Source organism: Streptomyces sp. NPDC006516 (genome assembly GCF_040611875.1).
Lineage (GTDB): Bacteria > Actinomycetota > Actinomycetes > Streptomycetales > Streptomycetaceae > Streptomyces.
Genome location: NZ_JBEXPD010000003.1, coordinates 99,235 through 113,714 on the forward strand (window position 1 = coordinate 99,235; position 14,480 = coordinate 113,714).

The 14,480-nt window shown below is 71.0% G+C and carries 12 protein-coding genes; 9 read left to right on the plus strand and 3 right to left on the minus strand.

Translation table 11 applies throughout. The annotated features are described in order from the left end of the window. Positions 1-27: 27 nt before the first annotated feature. The 3 genes from ABZY45_RS12400 to ABZY45_RS12410 all read left to right on the plus strand — a co-directional run bounded on the left by ABZY45_RS12400 (position 28) and on the right by ABZY45_RS12410 (position 3,995). On the plus strand, positions 28-1,527 hold the full coding sequence (locus tag ABZY45_RS12400) for an acyl-CoA synthetase (RefSeq protein WP_356738975.1): 1,500 nt from the start codon (positions 28-30) through the stop codon (positions 1,525-1,527). A 773-nt stretch (positions 1,528-2,300) separates the two neighbouring features. Further along, positions 2,301-2,801, plus strand: a complete 501-nt coding sequence (locus ABZY45_RS12405) for a sortase (RefSeq protein ID WP_356738977.1) — start codon at positions 2,301-2,303, stop codon at positions 2,799-2,801. A gap of 276 nt (positions 2,802-3,077) precedes the next feature. Next, positions 3,078-3,995 (plus strand): class F sortase, encoded by a 918-nt coding sequence (locus ABZY45_RS12410; RefSeq protein WP_356738979.1) that lies wholly within the window; start codon positions 3,078-3,080, stop codon positions 3,993-3,995. Between the two features lie 184 nt (positions 3,996-4,179). On the opposite strand, the gene paaK is transcribed toward ABZY45_RS12410, so the two are convergent. Continuing rightward, positions 4,180-5,469, minus strand: coding sequence for a phenylacetate--CoA ligase PaaK (gene paaK, locus ABZY45_RS12415; RefSeq protein WP_356738981.1), 1,290 nt, complete (start codon positions 5,467-5,469; stop codon positions 4,180-4,182). A gap of 115 nt (positions 5,470-5,584) precedes the next feature. After that, positions 5,585-6,052: a nuclear transport factor 2 family protein gene (locus tag ABZY45_RS12420; RefSeq protein ID WP_356738984.1), complete on the minus strand. Its 468-nt coding sequence runs from the start codon at positions 6,050-6,052 to the stop codon at positions 5,585-5,587. Positions 6,053-6,217: 165 nt separating this feature from the next. Between ABZY45_RS12420 and ABZY45_RS12425 the strand changes: the two genes are divergently transcribed. Then, the gene (locus ABZY45_RS12425) at positions 6,218-6,778 is read left to right on the plus strand and encodes a TetR/AcrR family transcriptional regulator (RefSeq protein WP_356738986.1); all 561 of its coding nucleotides are present in this window, start codon (positions 6,218-6,220) and stop codon (positions 6,776-6,778) included. A gap of 56 nt (positions 6,779-6,834) precedes the next feature. Further along, positions 6,835-8,355: an alpha/beta hydrolase gene (locus ABZY45_RS12430; RefSeq protein WP_356738988.1), complete on the plus strand. Its 1,521-nt coding sequence runs from the start codon at positions 6,835-6,837 to the stop codon at positions 8,353-8,355. Positions 8,356-8,402: 47 nt separating this feature from the next. Here ABZY45_RS12430 and ABZY45_RS12435 read toward each other — a convergent pair whose 3' ends face one another. Beyond that, the gene (locus tag ABZY45_RS12435) at positions 8,403-10,037 is read right to left on the minus strand and encodes an FAD-dependent monooxygenase (protein WP_356738990.1); all 1,635 of its coding nucleotides are present in this window, start codon (positions 10,035-10,037) and stop codon (positions 8,403-8,405) included. 274 nt (positions 10,038-10,311) lie between these two features. On the opposite strand from ABZY45_RS12435, the gene ABZY45_RS12440 reads away from it, so the two are divergent. From ABZY45_RS12440 to ABZY45_RS12455, 4 genes are all read left to right on the plus strand, one after another. After that, a complete protein-coding gene (locus ABZY45_RS12440) occupies positions 10,312-11,433 on the plus strand; it encodes a TcmI family type II polyketide cyclase (protein WP_356738992.1) in 1,122 nt (373 codons plus the stop codon). Between the two features lie 72 nt (positions 11,434-11,505). Beyond that, a complete protein-coding gene (locus tag ABZY45_RS12445; protein WP_356738994.1) occupies positions 11,506-11,949 on the plus strand; it encodes a cupin domain-containing protein in 444 nt (147 codons plus the stop codon). Next, positions 11,946-13,214, plus strand: coding sequence for a beta-ketoacyl-[acyl-carrier-protein] synthase family protein (locus tag ABZY45_RS12450; protein ID WP_356738996.1), 1,269 nt, complete (start codon positions 11,946-11,948; stop codon positions 13,212-13,214). Before ABZY45_RS12445 ends, ABZY45_RS12450 begins: the two co-directional genes overlap by 4 nt. Next, entirely contained in the window at positions 13,211-14,470 is a 1,260-nt protein-coding gene (locus tag ABZY45_RS12455; RefSeq protein ID WP_356738998.1) for a ketosynthase chain-length factor, read from the plus strand. The genes ABZY45_RS12450 and ABZY45_RS12455 overlap by 4 nt, the downstream gene beginning before the upstream one ends. The last annotated feature ends 10 nt before the right edge of the window (positions 14,471-14,480 follow it).

Below are 14,480 nucleotides of genomic sequence, written 5' to 3' on the forward strand. Positions count from 1 at the left end.
GGACCCGAGGCCGCACAGGATCACGCCATGACAGGTGTACGCAGCAGCACAGTAGACGGCGTCGTGGCGCGCAGCGCCCGGCGCACTCCCGGGCGCACCGCCGTGCGGTACGCGGACCGGTCCTGGACCTACTCCGCCCTTGACACCGCGGTCAGCACCGCGGCCGCAGTCCTGACCAGCACGCACGGGCTGCGCCCTGGCGACCGCGTGGCCTCCTACGCCCACAACTCGGATGCGTACCTGATCGCCTATCTGGCCTGCGCGCGTGCGGGGCTCGTCCATGTGCCGGTCAACCAGAACCTGACCGGCGAGGACCTCGACTACATCCTCCGGCAGTCCGGCAGCGCACTGGTGCTCACCGACCCCGCCCTGACTCCGCGCATCCCCGACGGCCACGCCGTCCGAGCGCTGCGCGACGCACCGGACTCCCTCCTCGCAGAGCTGGACACCCCCCGCTCCTTCACCCCCGAGCGAGAACCAGGGGTGGACGACCTCGTCCAGCTCCTCTACACCTCGGGCACCACGGCCCAGCCCAAGGGCGCGATGATGACGCACGGTGCGCTGGTGCACGAATACGTCAGCGCTATCACCGCACTCGACCTGCGCGCCTCGGACCGGCCGGTGCACTCACTGCCGCTCTACCACTCCGCGCAGATGCACGTGTTCCTGCTGCCGTACCTCGCGGTGGGCGCCGAGAACACCATCCTGGACGCCCCGGATCCCGGCCGGATCTTCGACCTGGTGGAGGCCGGTCAGGCGGACAGCCTCTTCGCGCCTCCCACCGTCTGGATCGGACTCGCCAACCACCCGGAGTTCGCCACCCGTCAGCTCGGTGTCCTTCGCAAGGCGTACTACGGCGCGTCGATCATGCCCGTGCCCGTGCTGGAGCGCCTGCGCGAGCGGCTGCCGGAACTGGCCTTCTACAACTGCTTCGGGCAGAGCGAGATCGGTCCGCTCGCCACCGTGCTCGGTCCCGACGAGCACGAGGGGAGGATGGACTCCTGCGGGCGCCCTGTGCTCTTCGTCGAGGCGAAGGTGGTGGACGAGCACGGCAAGGAGGTGCCGGACGGCACGGCGGGCGAGGTGGTCTACCGCTCCCCTCAGCTCTGCCAGGGCTACTGGGACAAGCCCGAAGAGACGGCAGAGGCCTTCCGCGACGGCTGGTTCCACTCCGGCGACCTGGCGGTACGCGACGCCGAGGGCTACTTCACGGTGGTCGACCGGGTGAAGGACGTCATCAACTCGGGAGGCGTTCTCGTCGCCTCACGGCAGGTGGAGGATGCCCTTTACACCCATCCGGCGGTGGCCGAGGCTGCCGTCGTGGGGCTGCCCGACGAACGCTGGATCGAGGCCGTGACCGCGATCGTGGTGCTCCGGGGCGAGACGTCCGAGGCCGAACTGATCGAGCACGCCCGCGAGAAGCTCGCCCACTTCAAGGCCCCGAAGAAGGTCCTGTTCGTCGGCGAACTGCCTCGCAACGCCAGTGGAAAGATCCTCAAGAGGGAGCTTCGGGACACGTACTCCTGACCACACCGCCGCGCGCGGCCGTCCGTCTGCGTTCCGCCGCGTCCGGCCGTGGTCGCCCGTCTGCCCTCCGTCGTGTCCGGCTTCGACCGGCCGACTGCCCTCCTGGCGTCCGGCCTCGGCCGCCCGAGGACTGTCGCCGAGCGGAGCGGATCCTTCACGCCCTACAGGGTGTGGCCCGGCCCCGAGCTGGTGCCGACGGGCGGCCGACGCGTGGGGGAGCAGGCGCAGGAACGGCCGGTCGGGGGTCCCGGACAGCGGCGCGGCGAGCTCGCCCGAGGAACGGGGACCAGGGCATCCCGGACACGGCGTGCCCTGGTCACGGCGTGTGCGGCGTGAGCGCCCGAGACTTCGCGGAACGCGGGAAACTGTCGCCGGCGCGGAACTGCGAGCCCGACGGCATGCTTTGGGCGAGTCTCAGCTGTTCTCCGGGGCCCTACAAGGCCGGCGCGGACGTCCGGCCCCTCAGCGAGCCCTGAGCTCATGACGTCGGGACGGGGCCCGGCCCCGGCGTCAGGCGTTCCCCGGAGGGCGTAAGGCGAGCGCCGACGGCTTAGCCCGTTCGCGGTCCCGGCGTGATTCCTCCTCAGATCGGGGCCGGTCTCCGGTGACCTGCGCAAATGATCGCCGGACGGCCGAACCCCGGGACCGGCCGGGTGAAGAGCAGGGTGACACCTCATGTTGCGCCGGTGACGGGGTGTCGGTTGCCTCGGGAGCGGAGTACAGCAGAGGTGCCGCGCAGACCGGCCGGACCCTGCTCCCGTTGGAGGATCATCATGCGCAGCACACGCATCGGTGCGGGTATCTGTCTGGCCGTAGGCTTCCTGGCGCTCGCGGCTCCGGCCGCAGGAGCGGCGGCCGGCCCTTCCGGTGAACAGACCGCCCGGATCAGCCCGGCGAAGGCGTCGCCGGGGACACAGATCACCGTCAGGACGAGAGCCTGCGGCAAGGAGACCTACGGCAAGGGCACGTCCGAGGTGGCGGGAGCCTTCCACCTCTTCGAGGGCGACCACAAGGGCGAACTCGTCGGCGTGTTCGAGATCCCGAAGGGTACCGAGGCCGACGCCGACACCGTCACCTTGAAGTGCCCGCCGCGGATCAAGATCACGGAAACGTACCGGATCGTCGACCGCGCGCCCACCGGCGCCGTCGACGCCGGTTTCGGAGCCCCCTCCGGCGGGAGCACTCAGCTCGCCGCCGGCAGCGTGCTGCTCGCCGGAGCCGTGGCCGGGGGAGTGGTCAGGATGCGCCGCAGGACGGCCGCAGCCCGCGGTTGACCCGGTACGCCGCCGGGCCCGGCGGAACGGCTGTCGGCCGCGACCCGATCCGCTGGGCCCTGGAGGCGCCACACGCCCCGGAAGCGCCGTGCTTCTCCCCGGGGCCCCACACACCCGCAGCACCGCAAGCCCCGGAGCCTGCATGTCCCAGGGCCCGCACCCGCAGGGCCTGCACGTCTCCGGGCCCTGGGACGTGCAGGCCCTGTGGGCTCCGGGCCCAGGGGCTCCCACCCACCCGATGCGAGACACACCCGATGCGAAGCAGAGGCACACGCGATGCGAACCGGGCGCAGGACCAGGACTCCGTCACCCCAGTCGTTCCCGGCGGTCAAGCACCTCGTCTGGGCCTTTGTCGTGGGCACCGTGCTGGTGGTCACCGGGCTGCGCGACAACAGCCCACCGCAGCCGCCCGCCGCCCGTACAGTCACAGCCCCCGCGTCCCCCGCTGACCGCGCCTTCCCAGCGGCACCGTCCACCGTCCGGCATCCCGGAGCCACCCTGTCCGTCGTCGGTGTGCAGGCCTACCTGGCCCCGGAGCGCCCCGCACCCCCAGCGCCGTCCTACATGCGCCCTGCCACCGCCCCGCCCGCCCTCCTTCCCCGGCGGTACGTCCGCCCCGCCCCCCTGATGCCCCTGCCCGCGAGCCCTTCGCGGACCACGGGCCCCCGCGCCGCATCGACCGCAGCCGCGACCCCACGCGGTGCCGCGACAGCGCAGCGCCCCGCCGTGCAGCCGCTCCCGCCGGCGACACCCCTCCGGCTGCGGATCCCGTCCATCACGGTGAACGCGCCCCTGATGGAGCTCGGCCTCGACGCGGCGGGCGCCCTGCAGCCGCCTCCCGACAACAACACCGTGCTCGCCGGCTGGTACGCCGGCGGAACCGTGCCGGGAGCGGTGGGCACCGCCGTCGCAACCGGCCACGTGGACACCCGGGTCGGGCCGGGTGTCTTCCACAAGCTGGGTGCGCTGCGCAAGGGCTCCACCATCGAGGTGGAGCGGGCCGATCAGCGCACCGCGGTGTTCACGGTCTACGCCATCGAGGTCTACAGCAAGAAGAACTTCCCCGACCAGAAGGTCTACGGCCCCTCCACCAGGCCCGAACTGCGCGTGATCACCTGTGGGGGTGATTACACGAAGAAGTCCGGATACCAGGACAACGTCGTTGTCTTCGCGACGCTCACCTCCGCGCGCTGAGCCTGTCGTTCGTCCTCGAACTGCTCTACCGGGTCACCTCGACGCCCTTCAGCACAATCGTGGATGGACGATCCCTGCTTCAAGGCCGAGATCTGGGGCCGGTACCTGAGGACCGAGCCGGCGCCCGAGCCGGCAGCGTAGGCATCGCAGGCCATGCCGCTGCGCCGCGATCGTCGGGCGAGGTTCAGTTGGCCTCCCGCAGATCGACGATCCGCTTGATCTTGCCCACGGAACGCTCCAGGGACTCCGGATCGACGATCTCGACCCCGACGCTCACACCCACTCCGTCCTTCACGGCTGCCGCGATCGACAGGGCGGCAGCCGCCCTGTCGGCGGACGTGGCACCCGAGCGGGCCTCCGCCCGCACGGTCAGCGCGTCCATGCGGCCCTGCCGCGTCAGCCGCAGCTGGAAGTGCGGGGCCACGCCCGGTGTGCGCAGCACGATCTCCTCGATCTGGGTCGGAAAGAGATTCACCCCGCGCAGGATCACCATGTCGTCGCTGCGGCCGGTGACCTTCTCCATCCGGCGGAACACCCGTGCCGTACCCGGCAGCAGCCGCGTCAGGTCCCGGGTCCGGTAGCGGATCACCGGCATGGCCTCCTTGGTCAGGGAGGTGAACACCAGCTCGCCCTCCTCCCCGTCCGGGAGAACCTCACCGGTGAACGGATCGACGACTTCCGGGTAGAAGTGGTCCTCCCAGATGTGCAGCCCGTCCTTGGTCTCGACGCACTCCTGCGCCACACCGGGTCCCATCACCTCCGACAGCCCGTATATGTCGACGGCGTCGATGGCGAAGCGCTCCTCGATCTCTCGGCGCATCTCCTCGGTCCACGGCTCTGCGCCGAAGATGCCCACTTTCAGCGAGGTCGTGCGGGGGTCCACGCCCTGGCGCACGAACTCGTCCAGCAGAGTCAGCATGTAGGAAGGCGTGATCATGATGATCTCGGGGCGGAAGTCCTGGATCAGCTGCACCTGGCGTGCCGTCATGCCACCTGACGCGGGGATGACCGTACAACCGAGGCGTTCCGCACCGTAATGCGCTCCCAGACCACCGGTGAACAGGCCGTATCCGTAGGCCACGTGGGCCTTGTGCCCAGGGCGGCCGCCCGCTGCCCTGATCGACCGGGCGACGACGTCCGCCCAGGTGTCCAGATCGCGCTCGGTGTACCCGACCACCGTGGGGCGGCCGGTCGTGCCGCTGGACGCGTGGATTCTCCGGACCTCGTTCTCCGGCACCGCGAACATCCCGAACGGGTAGTTGTCCCGCAGGTCCGACTTGACGGTGAACGGAAAGCGGGCAAGGTCGGCGAGCGTGGTGCAGTCCTCGGGCCGCACTCCCGCCTTGTCGAAGGCCGCCCGGTAGAAATCGACGTGGTCGTAGGCGTGCCGCAATGTGGCTCGGAGCCGCTCCAGCTGCAGCGTCTCGAGCTCGTCGCGGCCGAGCCGCTCGCCGGCGTCCAGCAGCGCCGTCATACGGATCATCCCCTCGCCGATCGACGACCGACCATTCGGTCGCCTGCTGTGGTCAGTAATTCAGGAGGCGGGGCGTCCTGGCAAGGGGGAGGCGCGGCCTGTGGAAAACTCCCTGTCAGGAGCCCAGCTCGCTGAGTCCGGGGTGGCTGTCCGGCCGGCGACCGAGCGGCCAGTGGTAGCGCCGGGCGGACTCCTCGATCGGGACGTCGTTGATGGATGCGTGCCGGGCCCGCATCAGCCCGTTGTCGTCGAATTCCCAGTTCTCGTTGCCGTAAGAGCGGAACCAGTTGCCGGCCTCGTCGTGCCACTCGTAGGCGAAGCGCACCGCGATCCGGTCGTCCGTGTGTGCCCACAGCTCCTTGATGAGGCGGTAATCGAGCTCTCCGGCCCACTTGCGCGTCAGGAATTCCACGATCTCCTCCCGCCCGGTCACCCACTCGGAGCGATTGCGCCAGCGTGAATCCGGTGTGTAGGCGAGTGCGACCTTCTCGGGGTCCCGGCTGTTCCAGCCGTCCTCGGCGCGACGCACCTTCGCGACCGCGGTGGCGTGGGTGAACGGCGGGACGAGGGGCTGTCCGGTCATGGCGGTCTCCATCCGGCCAAGGGAGAACGTGCGTTCTCCGTGCTGCTGCCGTACTGTATGAGAACGCTCGTTCTCCCGCAAGGGCCGGGGCAGCGACGACAGGGGCGGGAAGCGCGCGGCGCGCCTCGCGCGGGGACGATGACGCGGGCGGCAAGGGGAGTGACGGTGGAACTCGCACAGGCGCGGGCGGCGGCACTGGAAGCCGCGGAGAATCTGTTCTACGCACGCGGCATCCAGGCCGTCGGCATGGACGAGATCCGCGCCGCCTCCGGCGTGTCGCTCAAGCGCCTGTACGGGCTCTTCCCCTCCAAGTCCGAGCTCGTCCGGGCCTGCCTGGAAGCCCGGGACACCCGGTGGCGTGCCGGGCTGGCCACCTACGTCGACAGCCGCCCCGACCCGCGGGACCGTGTGCTCGCCGTCTTCGACTGGCTCCACGCCTGGTTCTCCGAGCCGGACTTCCGTGGCTGTGCCTTCATCAACGGATTCGGTGAACTCGGCGCGACCGACCCGTCGGTCGCCGAAGTCACGCGTGCACACAAGGAAGCATTCCGTTCCTACGTCACCGGCCTGGTCGTGGCCGCCGGACGGCCGGAGGAGTCCGCCGTCGCCTACGTGCTCCTGGCCGAAGGCGCGATCGTCACCGCGGCCGTCTCCGGGTCGCCGGAGCCCGCCCGGCAGGCCGGGCGGGCCGCCGCTCAGCTGCTGGCCGGCACGGCAGCCGGCTGATTCGCTGTCGGCGTACGCGTCCGCACGGAGCGTCCGGCCCTGTTTGGATGGCAGCCATGCCGATCTTCAGCACGTACGACGGGACCCAGCTCGCCTACCACCTCCAGGGCGAGGGCGAACCGCTGATCTGCCTGCCCGGCGGCCCCATGCGGGCATCTCGTTACCTCGCGGACCTCGGCGGGCTCTCCCGTGTACGACAGCTCGTCCTCCTGGACCTGCGGGGCACGGGGGAGTCGGCGACACCCGAGGACACGTCGACCTATCGCATCGACCGGCTCGTCGAGGACGTCGAAGCGCTGCGCGCGCACCTCGGTCTGGACCAGGCCGACCTGCTGGGACACTCCGCCTCCGGAGAACTCGCCGCGCTCTACGCAGCCAGATACCCGCAGCACGTGCGCTCCCTCACCCTCGTCACCCCCGCCACCGGCACCCTGGGGCTCCCCGCCACCGACCAGGACCGGCGCGACGCCGCCGCGCTGCGCGCCCATGAACCCTGGTACGCGGAGGCGGCCGCCGCACTGGCGGAGATCCAGGCCGGACACGCCACTCCTGAGACCTGGGCCGCGATCAGGCCACTCACCTACGGGAGATGGGACGCCGCGGCCCAGGCGCACGCCGCCGAATCGCCCCGGGAGAAGAACGCGGTCGCAGCCTCGCACCACTATCCGGAAAGCGGGATCGACGCCGGTCCCGTGCTTGCCGCGCTGCGTGAGCTGCGGGCCCCCGTGCTGGTCCTCGCGGGGGAGTACGACGGCGGGCCGACCCCCGACCGCGCGGCGGAACTCGCCGCGCTGTTCCCCCACGGGGAGTTCGCCGTCCAGCGGGGCGCGGGCCACTTTCCCTGGATGGACGACCCGGGCGCGTTCGTCCGCGCCGTCACCGCCTTCCTCGACCCCGAGGTCAGCAGCGTGCAGGCGGGCGGGATCAGGCTCGCGTACCGCACCTGGGGCGAGCCCACAGCCCCTCCCGTCGTCCTCGCCCACGGCCGGGGCGGCAGCAGCCTGGACTGGACCGGCATCGCCGAAGCGCTCGCGACCCGCCACCGGGTGTACGCCCTCGACCTGCGCGGACACGGCCTCAGCGACTGGCCCGGCCACTACTCCTTCGAGTTCTTCCGCGACGACCTGCACGCGTTCCTGGAAGCCCGCAACCTCGCAGGCGCCACCGTGATCGGGCACTCCATGGGAGGTGTCGCCGCCCTCCTGCTCGCCGAGCGGGACCCGGCACTGACCGGGGCCCTGGTCGTCGAGGACGCCCCGGTGCTGCTCCCGCTGGACCCGCCCCGTCCGCCGGCCGAGCGGCCGCCGGGAGAGCTCGGCTTCGACTGGCAGGTGGTCGCTTCCATCGACGCCCAGCTGAACGCCCCGGACCCGGCCGCGAGGGAGGACCTGGGCAAGATCACCGCCCCCACACTCGTCGTCGGAGGCGCCCGCAGCCACATCGACCAGGAGCAACTGGCGTGGATGGCTGAACAGATCCCCGGAGCGCGGTTCGTCTCCCTTGACGCCGGCCACCTCGTGCACGACGAGAACCCCGAAGAGTTCCTCGCCGCGCTCAGGTCGTTCGGCATCGGCTGACCCCGCATCGGATGACCGACCGCGCGCGGCCGGTCATCCGATGCAGGTCAGACCCGGTGAAGCAGCGTCGCCATGACCTCGTACAGCGTGCCTTCGGGGTCGGCGGCCGCGCCCTCGGAACGCCAGGCGACGAACCCGTCGGGGCGCACGAGCACGGCGCCCTCGGCGGACGTCCCGTGCGCGGCGGCCCAGTCGACGTCCTCCTCGGACCGGAGATCCGCCTCCGGCCCGGGACCGATCCCGAAGGTGTCCAGCCGGACCGCCAGACGCTTCGCCACCTGCCGGGCCGCCTCGCTCCAGTCCGGGTGGCGGGCGTCGCGGAGCAGCACGAAGGACCGCTCGTAGAGATCCAGGGTGGACACCCGCTCCCCGTCGCGGCCGAGCCACAGGTGCGGTGCCCGCGTGCCGGGTTCGCCCGTCAGGCCCATGGCCTCGGGTACCACGGGGACAGTGGGGTCCACGTCCAGAACCGCGCCGCGCGCATAGCGGTAGCCGAGCGCGACCGTGAGCATGCCGCCCTTGCGCCCGCCGCCCGGCCCGGGCGAGCCGGCGTACCCGGGGTGGCTGTGCTCTCCCGAGCGGGCCGACGCGCGTGCGCTCGTGGCCTTCGCCACGGGCAGCCGCTCGGCCTCGTACGTGTCGAGAAGTCCGGGTCCCGCCGCCTCCTCCAGCACGGCGGCCAGCTTCCACGCCAGATTGTGAGCGTCCTGGATGCCGGTGTTGGAGCCGAACGCCCCTGTAGGGGACATCTCGTGTGCCGAGTCACCGGCCAGGAAGACCCGGCCCGACGCGTAGCGCTCGGCGACCCGCTCGGCCGCGTGCCACGGGGCCTTGCCGGTGATCTCGACGTCCAGATCCGGCGCTCCGACCGCCCGCCGGATGTGCTCCGCGCACCGCTCGTCCGTGAAGTCCTCCAGGGTCTCGCCCCGGTCGGGCTGCCACGGGGCGTGGAAGACCCACCGCTCCACGTTGTCCACCGGGAGCAGTGCCCCGTCCGCCTCGGGGGCGGTCAGATAGCAGACGATGAAGCGCCGGTCGCCCACCACCGTGGCGAGCTTCCGTGAGCGGAAGGTGATGCTCACGTTGTGGAAGAGGTCGCCGGGACCCGTCTGGCCGATCCCCAGCTGTTCCCGGATCGGGCTGCGGGGGCCGTCGGCCGCGACGAGGTAGTCCGCTCGTACCGTGGTGTGCCGGCCCGTCTCCCGGTCCTTCACGACGGCGGTGACCCCGTCCTCGTCCTGCTCGAAGCTCATCATCTCGGTGGAGAACCGAAGCTCGCTCCCCTGGGAACGGGCATGGGTCACCAGGACCGGTTCCAGGTCGTTCTGGCTGCACAGGCACCAGCCGCTCGGACTGAACCGGGCGAGCCCGCCGCCCGGGTCGATCTCCTTGAACAGCCACTCCTGGTCGTCGCCAGTGAGTGAACCCGCTTGCAGGATGCCGTGGTTGTCCGCCAGCACGGATGCGGCGTCCCTGATCAGCTGCTCCGCCCCCGCGGTACGGAACAGCTCCATGGTGCGGACGTTGTTGCCGCGCCCGCGCGGATGGGTCGACGTGCTGCTGTGTTTCTCCACCAGCAGGTGGCGGACGCCGAGCCGGCTCAGGAAAAGGGATGTGGACAGGCCCACCAGGGACCCGCCCACGATGAGGACCGGTACGCGGAGGTCGACGTTCTCGTTCATCAGCTGCTCCAGCTCGGAGGCATGAGGGATGCAGTGTCCATGCCCTGCGACGGGGCCTTGGGCAGGGCATCGGACGGGTCCTCACCTGAACGGTTCATAAATCTCGCGCCACCCGTACCAGCGTTCCACGATCAGTCGCGGGAGCGATGCTCGTCGTGATGCGGGGGAGGACGTCACGCGTCAGCGGGCAGGGACATGCGCCGCTTCCACCGCAACCGACGGATGACGAGGCCACCGGACGTGGTCGCCGCACCGTATCGAAGGAGAGCCAACGATGACGACCACCCTTTCGGAACGTATATCTCAGTCGGCCTTCGACGGTTCGAGGCTCCGCGTCATACTGCTGCTCGACCTGCACGACGGCGCCCAGAACCAGTTCCTCGAGGCGTACGAGCACATGCGCAACCAGGTGGCCTCGATCCCCGGACACATCAGCGACCAGCTGTGCCAGTCCATCGAGAACCCCTCGCAGTGGCTCATCACCAGCGAGTGGGAGAGCGCACCGCCCTTCCTCGCCTGGGTGAACAGCGAGGAGCACGTCGCCACGGTGCAGCCGCTGCACAGCTGCGTCCGTGACACGCGTTCCCTGCGCTTCAGCGTCCTGCGGGAGACCGGGGCCGCGTTCGAGAGCAGCCCCGAGCCCGCCAAGCGCAATCTGCAGGCCGCGCCTCGCCTGGGAGACGGCGTCGTGCGCCACGCGCTGACCTTCACGGTGAAGCCGGGCACGGAGGAAATGGTCGCGAAGATCCTCGCCGACTACGACTCCCCCCAGGCCCGCGTCGACGAGAACACCCGACTGCGCCGCACCTCCCTCTTCATGCACGGCAACCGTGTCGTGCGGGCGGTCGAGGTGGAGGGTGATCTCATGGCGGCCCTGCGCCACGTCTCCCGTCAGCCCGAGGTCCGGGCCGTCGAGGAGGCCATCAATCCGTACCTGGAGCAGGACCGCGACCTCAGCGATCCGGACTCCGCCCGGATGTTCTTCACCCGTGCGGCGCTCCCGACCGTCCACCACGTGACGGCCGGCCGCCACGCATCCGCCGACGTCCAGCGGCACGCGCTCTTCTACCAGGCCAAGGAAGGCTGCGGGATGGCGCTGGCCCGCCTGCTCGCCGGCGAGGACGAAGAGGCGGCGGACGACTCCACGAGCCCCATCGAGAGCAGCACCATCTTCCAGCGGGACGACGTCGTGGTACGGCTCCTCGAGGTGAGCGGCCCGCTCGGCGCCCAGCCCTCGCAGGCACTGGGCATCGGCGGCGAGCGCAAGGCGGCCATGCTCGGCCGACTGCTCGACGGCGGAGCCAACGGTCTGCCCACGACCGAGAAGGAAGCCGCGCGCTTCCTCGCGCAGGCCGAGATGAAGTTGATCACCGATCGCCGGGCGGCCGAGGCCTGACCCGCGTCACCGGCAGCGGGGGCCCACCCCCGCTGCCGTCACACCGCACAACGTGCCTGGAGGAGACCAGCCATGACCACCCACCGGCCTCGCATCGTGGACCTCAGCGAGACTCAGCCCAACCGCAGGCGCGGAGGCGACCTGCGCGCCATGCTCACACCCACGGCGGTGGGTGCGACCAGCGGTTTCATGGGGCTGGCCCTCGTCGACCCCGGTGACCGAATCGGCGAGCACTACCACCCGTACTCCGAGGAGTTCGTGTACGTCGTGGACGGGCTCCTCGAAGTGGACCTGGACGGCGAGACGTTCTCCATGCGGCCCGACCAAGGGCTGCTGATCCCGCCGCACGTCCGCCACCGTTTCCGCAACGTGGGTGACGTGGAGGCGCGCATGGTCTTCCACCTCGGCCCGCTCGCCCCGCGTCCCGAACTCGGTCACGTGGACACCGAGGTCACGGAGACCGCGGACCCCAGCGACGGCTACGCCCCGCCAGAACGAACGGGGGCGGCGTCATGACACGACGTGTGGCCGTCACCGGCGTCGGAGTGGTCGCCCCCGGTGGCATCGGAGCCCCTGCGTTCTGGGACCTGCTGGCCAACGGCAGGACCGCCACCCGGGGCATCACCCTCTTCGACCCCGCGGCCTTCCGTTCGCGCATCGCCGCGGAGTGCGACTTCGATCCCGTGGCGCACGGCCTGGACGCCGACCTGATCGCACGGTCGGACCGGTACGTCCAGTTCGCCCTGGTCGCCGCACGCGAAGCTCTCGGCGACGCCGGGCTCGACATGGAGAAGGAGGACCCCTGGCGCGTCGGGGTCTCCCTCGGCACCGCGGTCGGAGGCACCACCCGCCTCGAACACGACTACGTCGCCGTCAGCGGAAGCGGCGCGCGCTGGGACGTCGACCACCGGTCGGCGGGCGCCCACCTCCAGCGGGCGTTCTCGCCCAGCACTCTGGCCTCCGCGGTGGCGGAGGAGGTCGGCGCCCACGGCCCCGTACAGACCGTGTCCACCGGCTGCACCTCGGGACTGGACGCGGTCGGCTACGCCTTCCAGTCCGTCGAGGAGGGCCGGGTCGACGTCTGCATCGCCGGTGCCTCCGACACCCCGATCACCCCGATCACCGTCGCCTGCTTCGACGCGATCAAGGCGACCTCGGCGAACAACGACGACCCGGAGCACGCCTCCCGGCCGTTCGACGCACGCCGCGACGGCTTCGTCATGGGCGAGGGAGGAGCGGTCCTCGTACTGGAGGAGCTGGAGCACGCACGAGCACGCGGTGCGACCGTCTACTGCGAGATATCCGGCTACGCCACCTTCGGCAACGCCTACCACATGACCGGGCTGACCAGCGAGGGCCTGGAGATGGCCGAGGCCATCAACACCGCCCTCGCACACGCCCGGCTCGACGGTTCGCAGGTCGACTACGTCAACGCGCACGGGTCGGGCACCAAGCAGAACGACCGGCATGAGACGGCAGCGGTGAAGCGGGCCCTGGGCGCACACGCGCGCAAGGTCCCGATGAGCTCGATCAAGTCCATGGTCGGCCACTCGCTGGGCGCCATCGGGGCGATCGAGATCGCCGCGTGCGTTCTGGCGCTCGAGCACCAGACGGTGCCCCCGACGGCCAACTACGAGACCGCCGACCCCGAGTGCGACCTCGACTACGTACCGCGCACCGCACGGCCGCTCAAGCTGCGCAGCGTGCTCTCGGTCGGCAGCGGGTTCGGCGGCTTCCAGTCCGCCGTGGCCCTGACCCGATCAGGCGGGAGGACACCATGAAAACCCCGGCAACCCCGGCTCGCCGCAATTCCGTGATCACGGGGATCGGCATCATCGCCCCGAACGGCAGCGGCACCGGCGCTTTCTGGAAACAGACCCAGGAGGGCGTCAGCGTCCTGGACAGGGTCTCCCGCGAGGGATGCGAGAACCTCCCGCTGCGGGTCGCCGGCGAGGTCAGGGACTTCGACCCGGTCGCGGCCGTGGAGGAGCGCTACCTCGTCCAGACCGACCGCTTCACGCACTACGCGATGGCGGCAGCGGATCTCGCCCTGGACGACGCACGGCTCGGCCGTGCCGACTACGAGGGCGAGCCTTTCAAGGTCGGCGTGGTGACCGCAGCCGGCTCGGGCGGCGGTGAGTTCGGCCAGCGAGAGCTGCAACGGCTGTGGGGCCAGGGCTCCAAGTTCGTCGGCCCGTACCAGTCCATCGCCTGGTTCTACGCGGCCAGCACCGGGCAGATCTCGATCCGGGGCGGCTTCAAGGGACCGTGCGCCGTCGTGGCCAGCGACGAGGCGGGCGGCCTGGACGCGATCATGCACGCCGCCCGTTCCATCGGGCGCGGCACCGACGCCGTCGTCGTCGGCGCCGCCGAAGCGCCCCTGGCGCCCTACTCGGTCGTCTGCCAGCTCGGCTACGACGACCTCAGCCTCTGTGACGAACCCACCCGCGCCTATCGGCCGTTCACCTCCGACGCCTGCGGATTCGTACCGGCCGAGGGTGGCGGCATGCTCGTGGTGGAGGAGGAGGCCAAGGCCCGCGAGCGCGGTGCCAGGATCCGGGCCGAACTGGCCGGACACGCCGCCACCTTCACCGGCGCGTCCCGCTGGGAGCAGTCCCGCGAAGGGCTGGCCCACGCGATCGAGGGCGCGCTGCGCGAGGCCGGCTGCGCGCCCGAGGAGATCGACGTCGTCTTCGCGGACGCGCTCGGAGTGCCGGCCGCGGACCGGGCCGAAGCCCTGGCGATCGCCGACGCCCTGGGCGCGCACGGGCGGCGCGTCCCGGTGACGGCACCCAAGACCGGCATCGGCCGGGCCTACTGCGGAGCGCCCGTGCTCGACACCGCCGCCGCGGCGCTCGCCATGGAACACGGTCTCGTCCCGCCCACGCCCAACGTGTTCGAGGTCTGCCACGACCTGGACGTGGTCACCGGCCGCGCACGTCCCGCCGAACTGCGGACGGCGCTGGTGCTGAGCCGCGGGCTGATGGGCTCGAACTCGGCCCTCGTGCTGCGGCGCCCCACCGACACCCAGCTGTGAGAAGGAGTAA

Bases quoted from the DNA above. Each gene is read 5' to 3' on its own strand.
- paaK (WP_356738981.1), bottom strand. From the start codon at position 5,469: ATGACGGCGCTGCTGGACGCCGGCGAGCGGCTCGGCCGCGACGAGCTC.
- ABZY45_RS12410 (WP_356738979.1), top strand. From the start codon at position 3,078: ATGCGAACCGGGCGCAGGACCAGGACTCCGTCACCCCAGTCGTTCCCG.
- ABZY45_RS12430 (WP_356738988.1), top strand. From the start codon at position 6,835: ATGCCGATCTTCAGCACGTACGACGGGACCCAGCTCGCCTACCACCTC.
- ABZY45_RS12435 (WP_356738990.1), bottom strand. From the start codon at position 10,037: ATGAACGAGAACGTCGACCTCCGCGTACCGGTCCTCATCGTGGGCGGG.
- ABZY45_RS12400 (WP_356738975.1), top strand. From the start codon at position 28: ATGACAGGTGTACGCAGCAGCACAGTAGACGGCGTCGTGGCGCGCAGC.
- ABZY45_RS12450 (WP_356738996.1), top strand. From the start codon at position 11,946: ATGACACGACGTGTGGCCGTCACCGGCGTCGGAGTGGTCGCCCCCGGT.
- ABZY45_RS12405 (WP_356738977.1), top strand. From the start codon at position 2,301: ATGCGCAGCACACGCATCGGTGCGGGTATCTGTCTGGCCGTAGGCTTC.
- ABZY45_RS12455 (WP_356738998.1), top strand. From the start codon at position 13,211: ATGAAAACCCCGGCAACCCCGGCTCGCCGCAATTCCGTGATCACGGGG.
- ABZY45_RS12445 (WP_356738994.1), top strand. From the start codon at position 11,506: ATGACCACCCACCGGCCTCGCATCGTGGACCTCAGCGAGACTCAGCCC.
- ABZY45_RS12420 (WP_356738984.1), bottom strand. From the start codon at position 6,052: ATGACCGGACAGCCCCTCGTCCCGCCGTTCACCCACGCCACCGCGGTC.
- ABZY45_RS12440 (WP_356738992.1), top strand. From the start codon at position 10,312: ATGACGACCACCCTTTCGGAACGTATATCTCAGTCGGCCTTCGACGGT.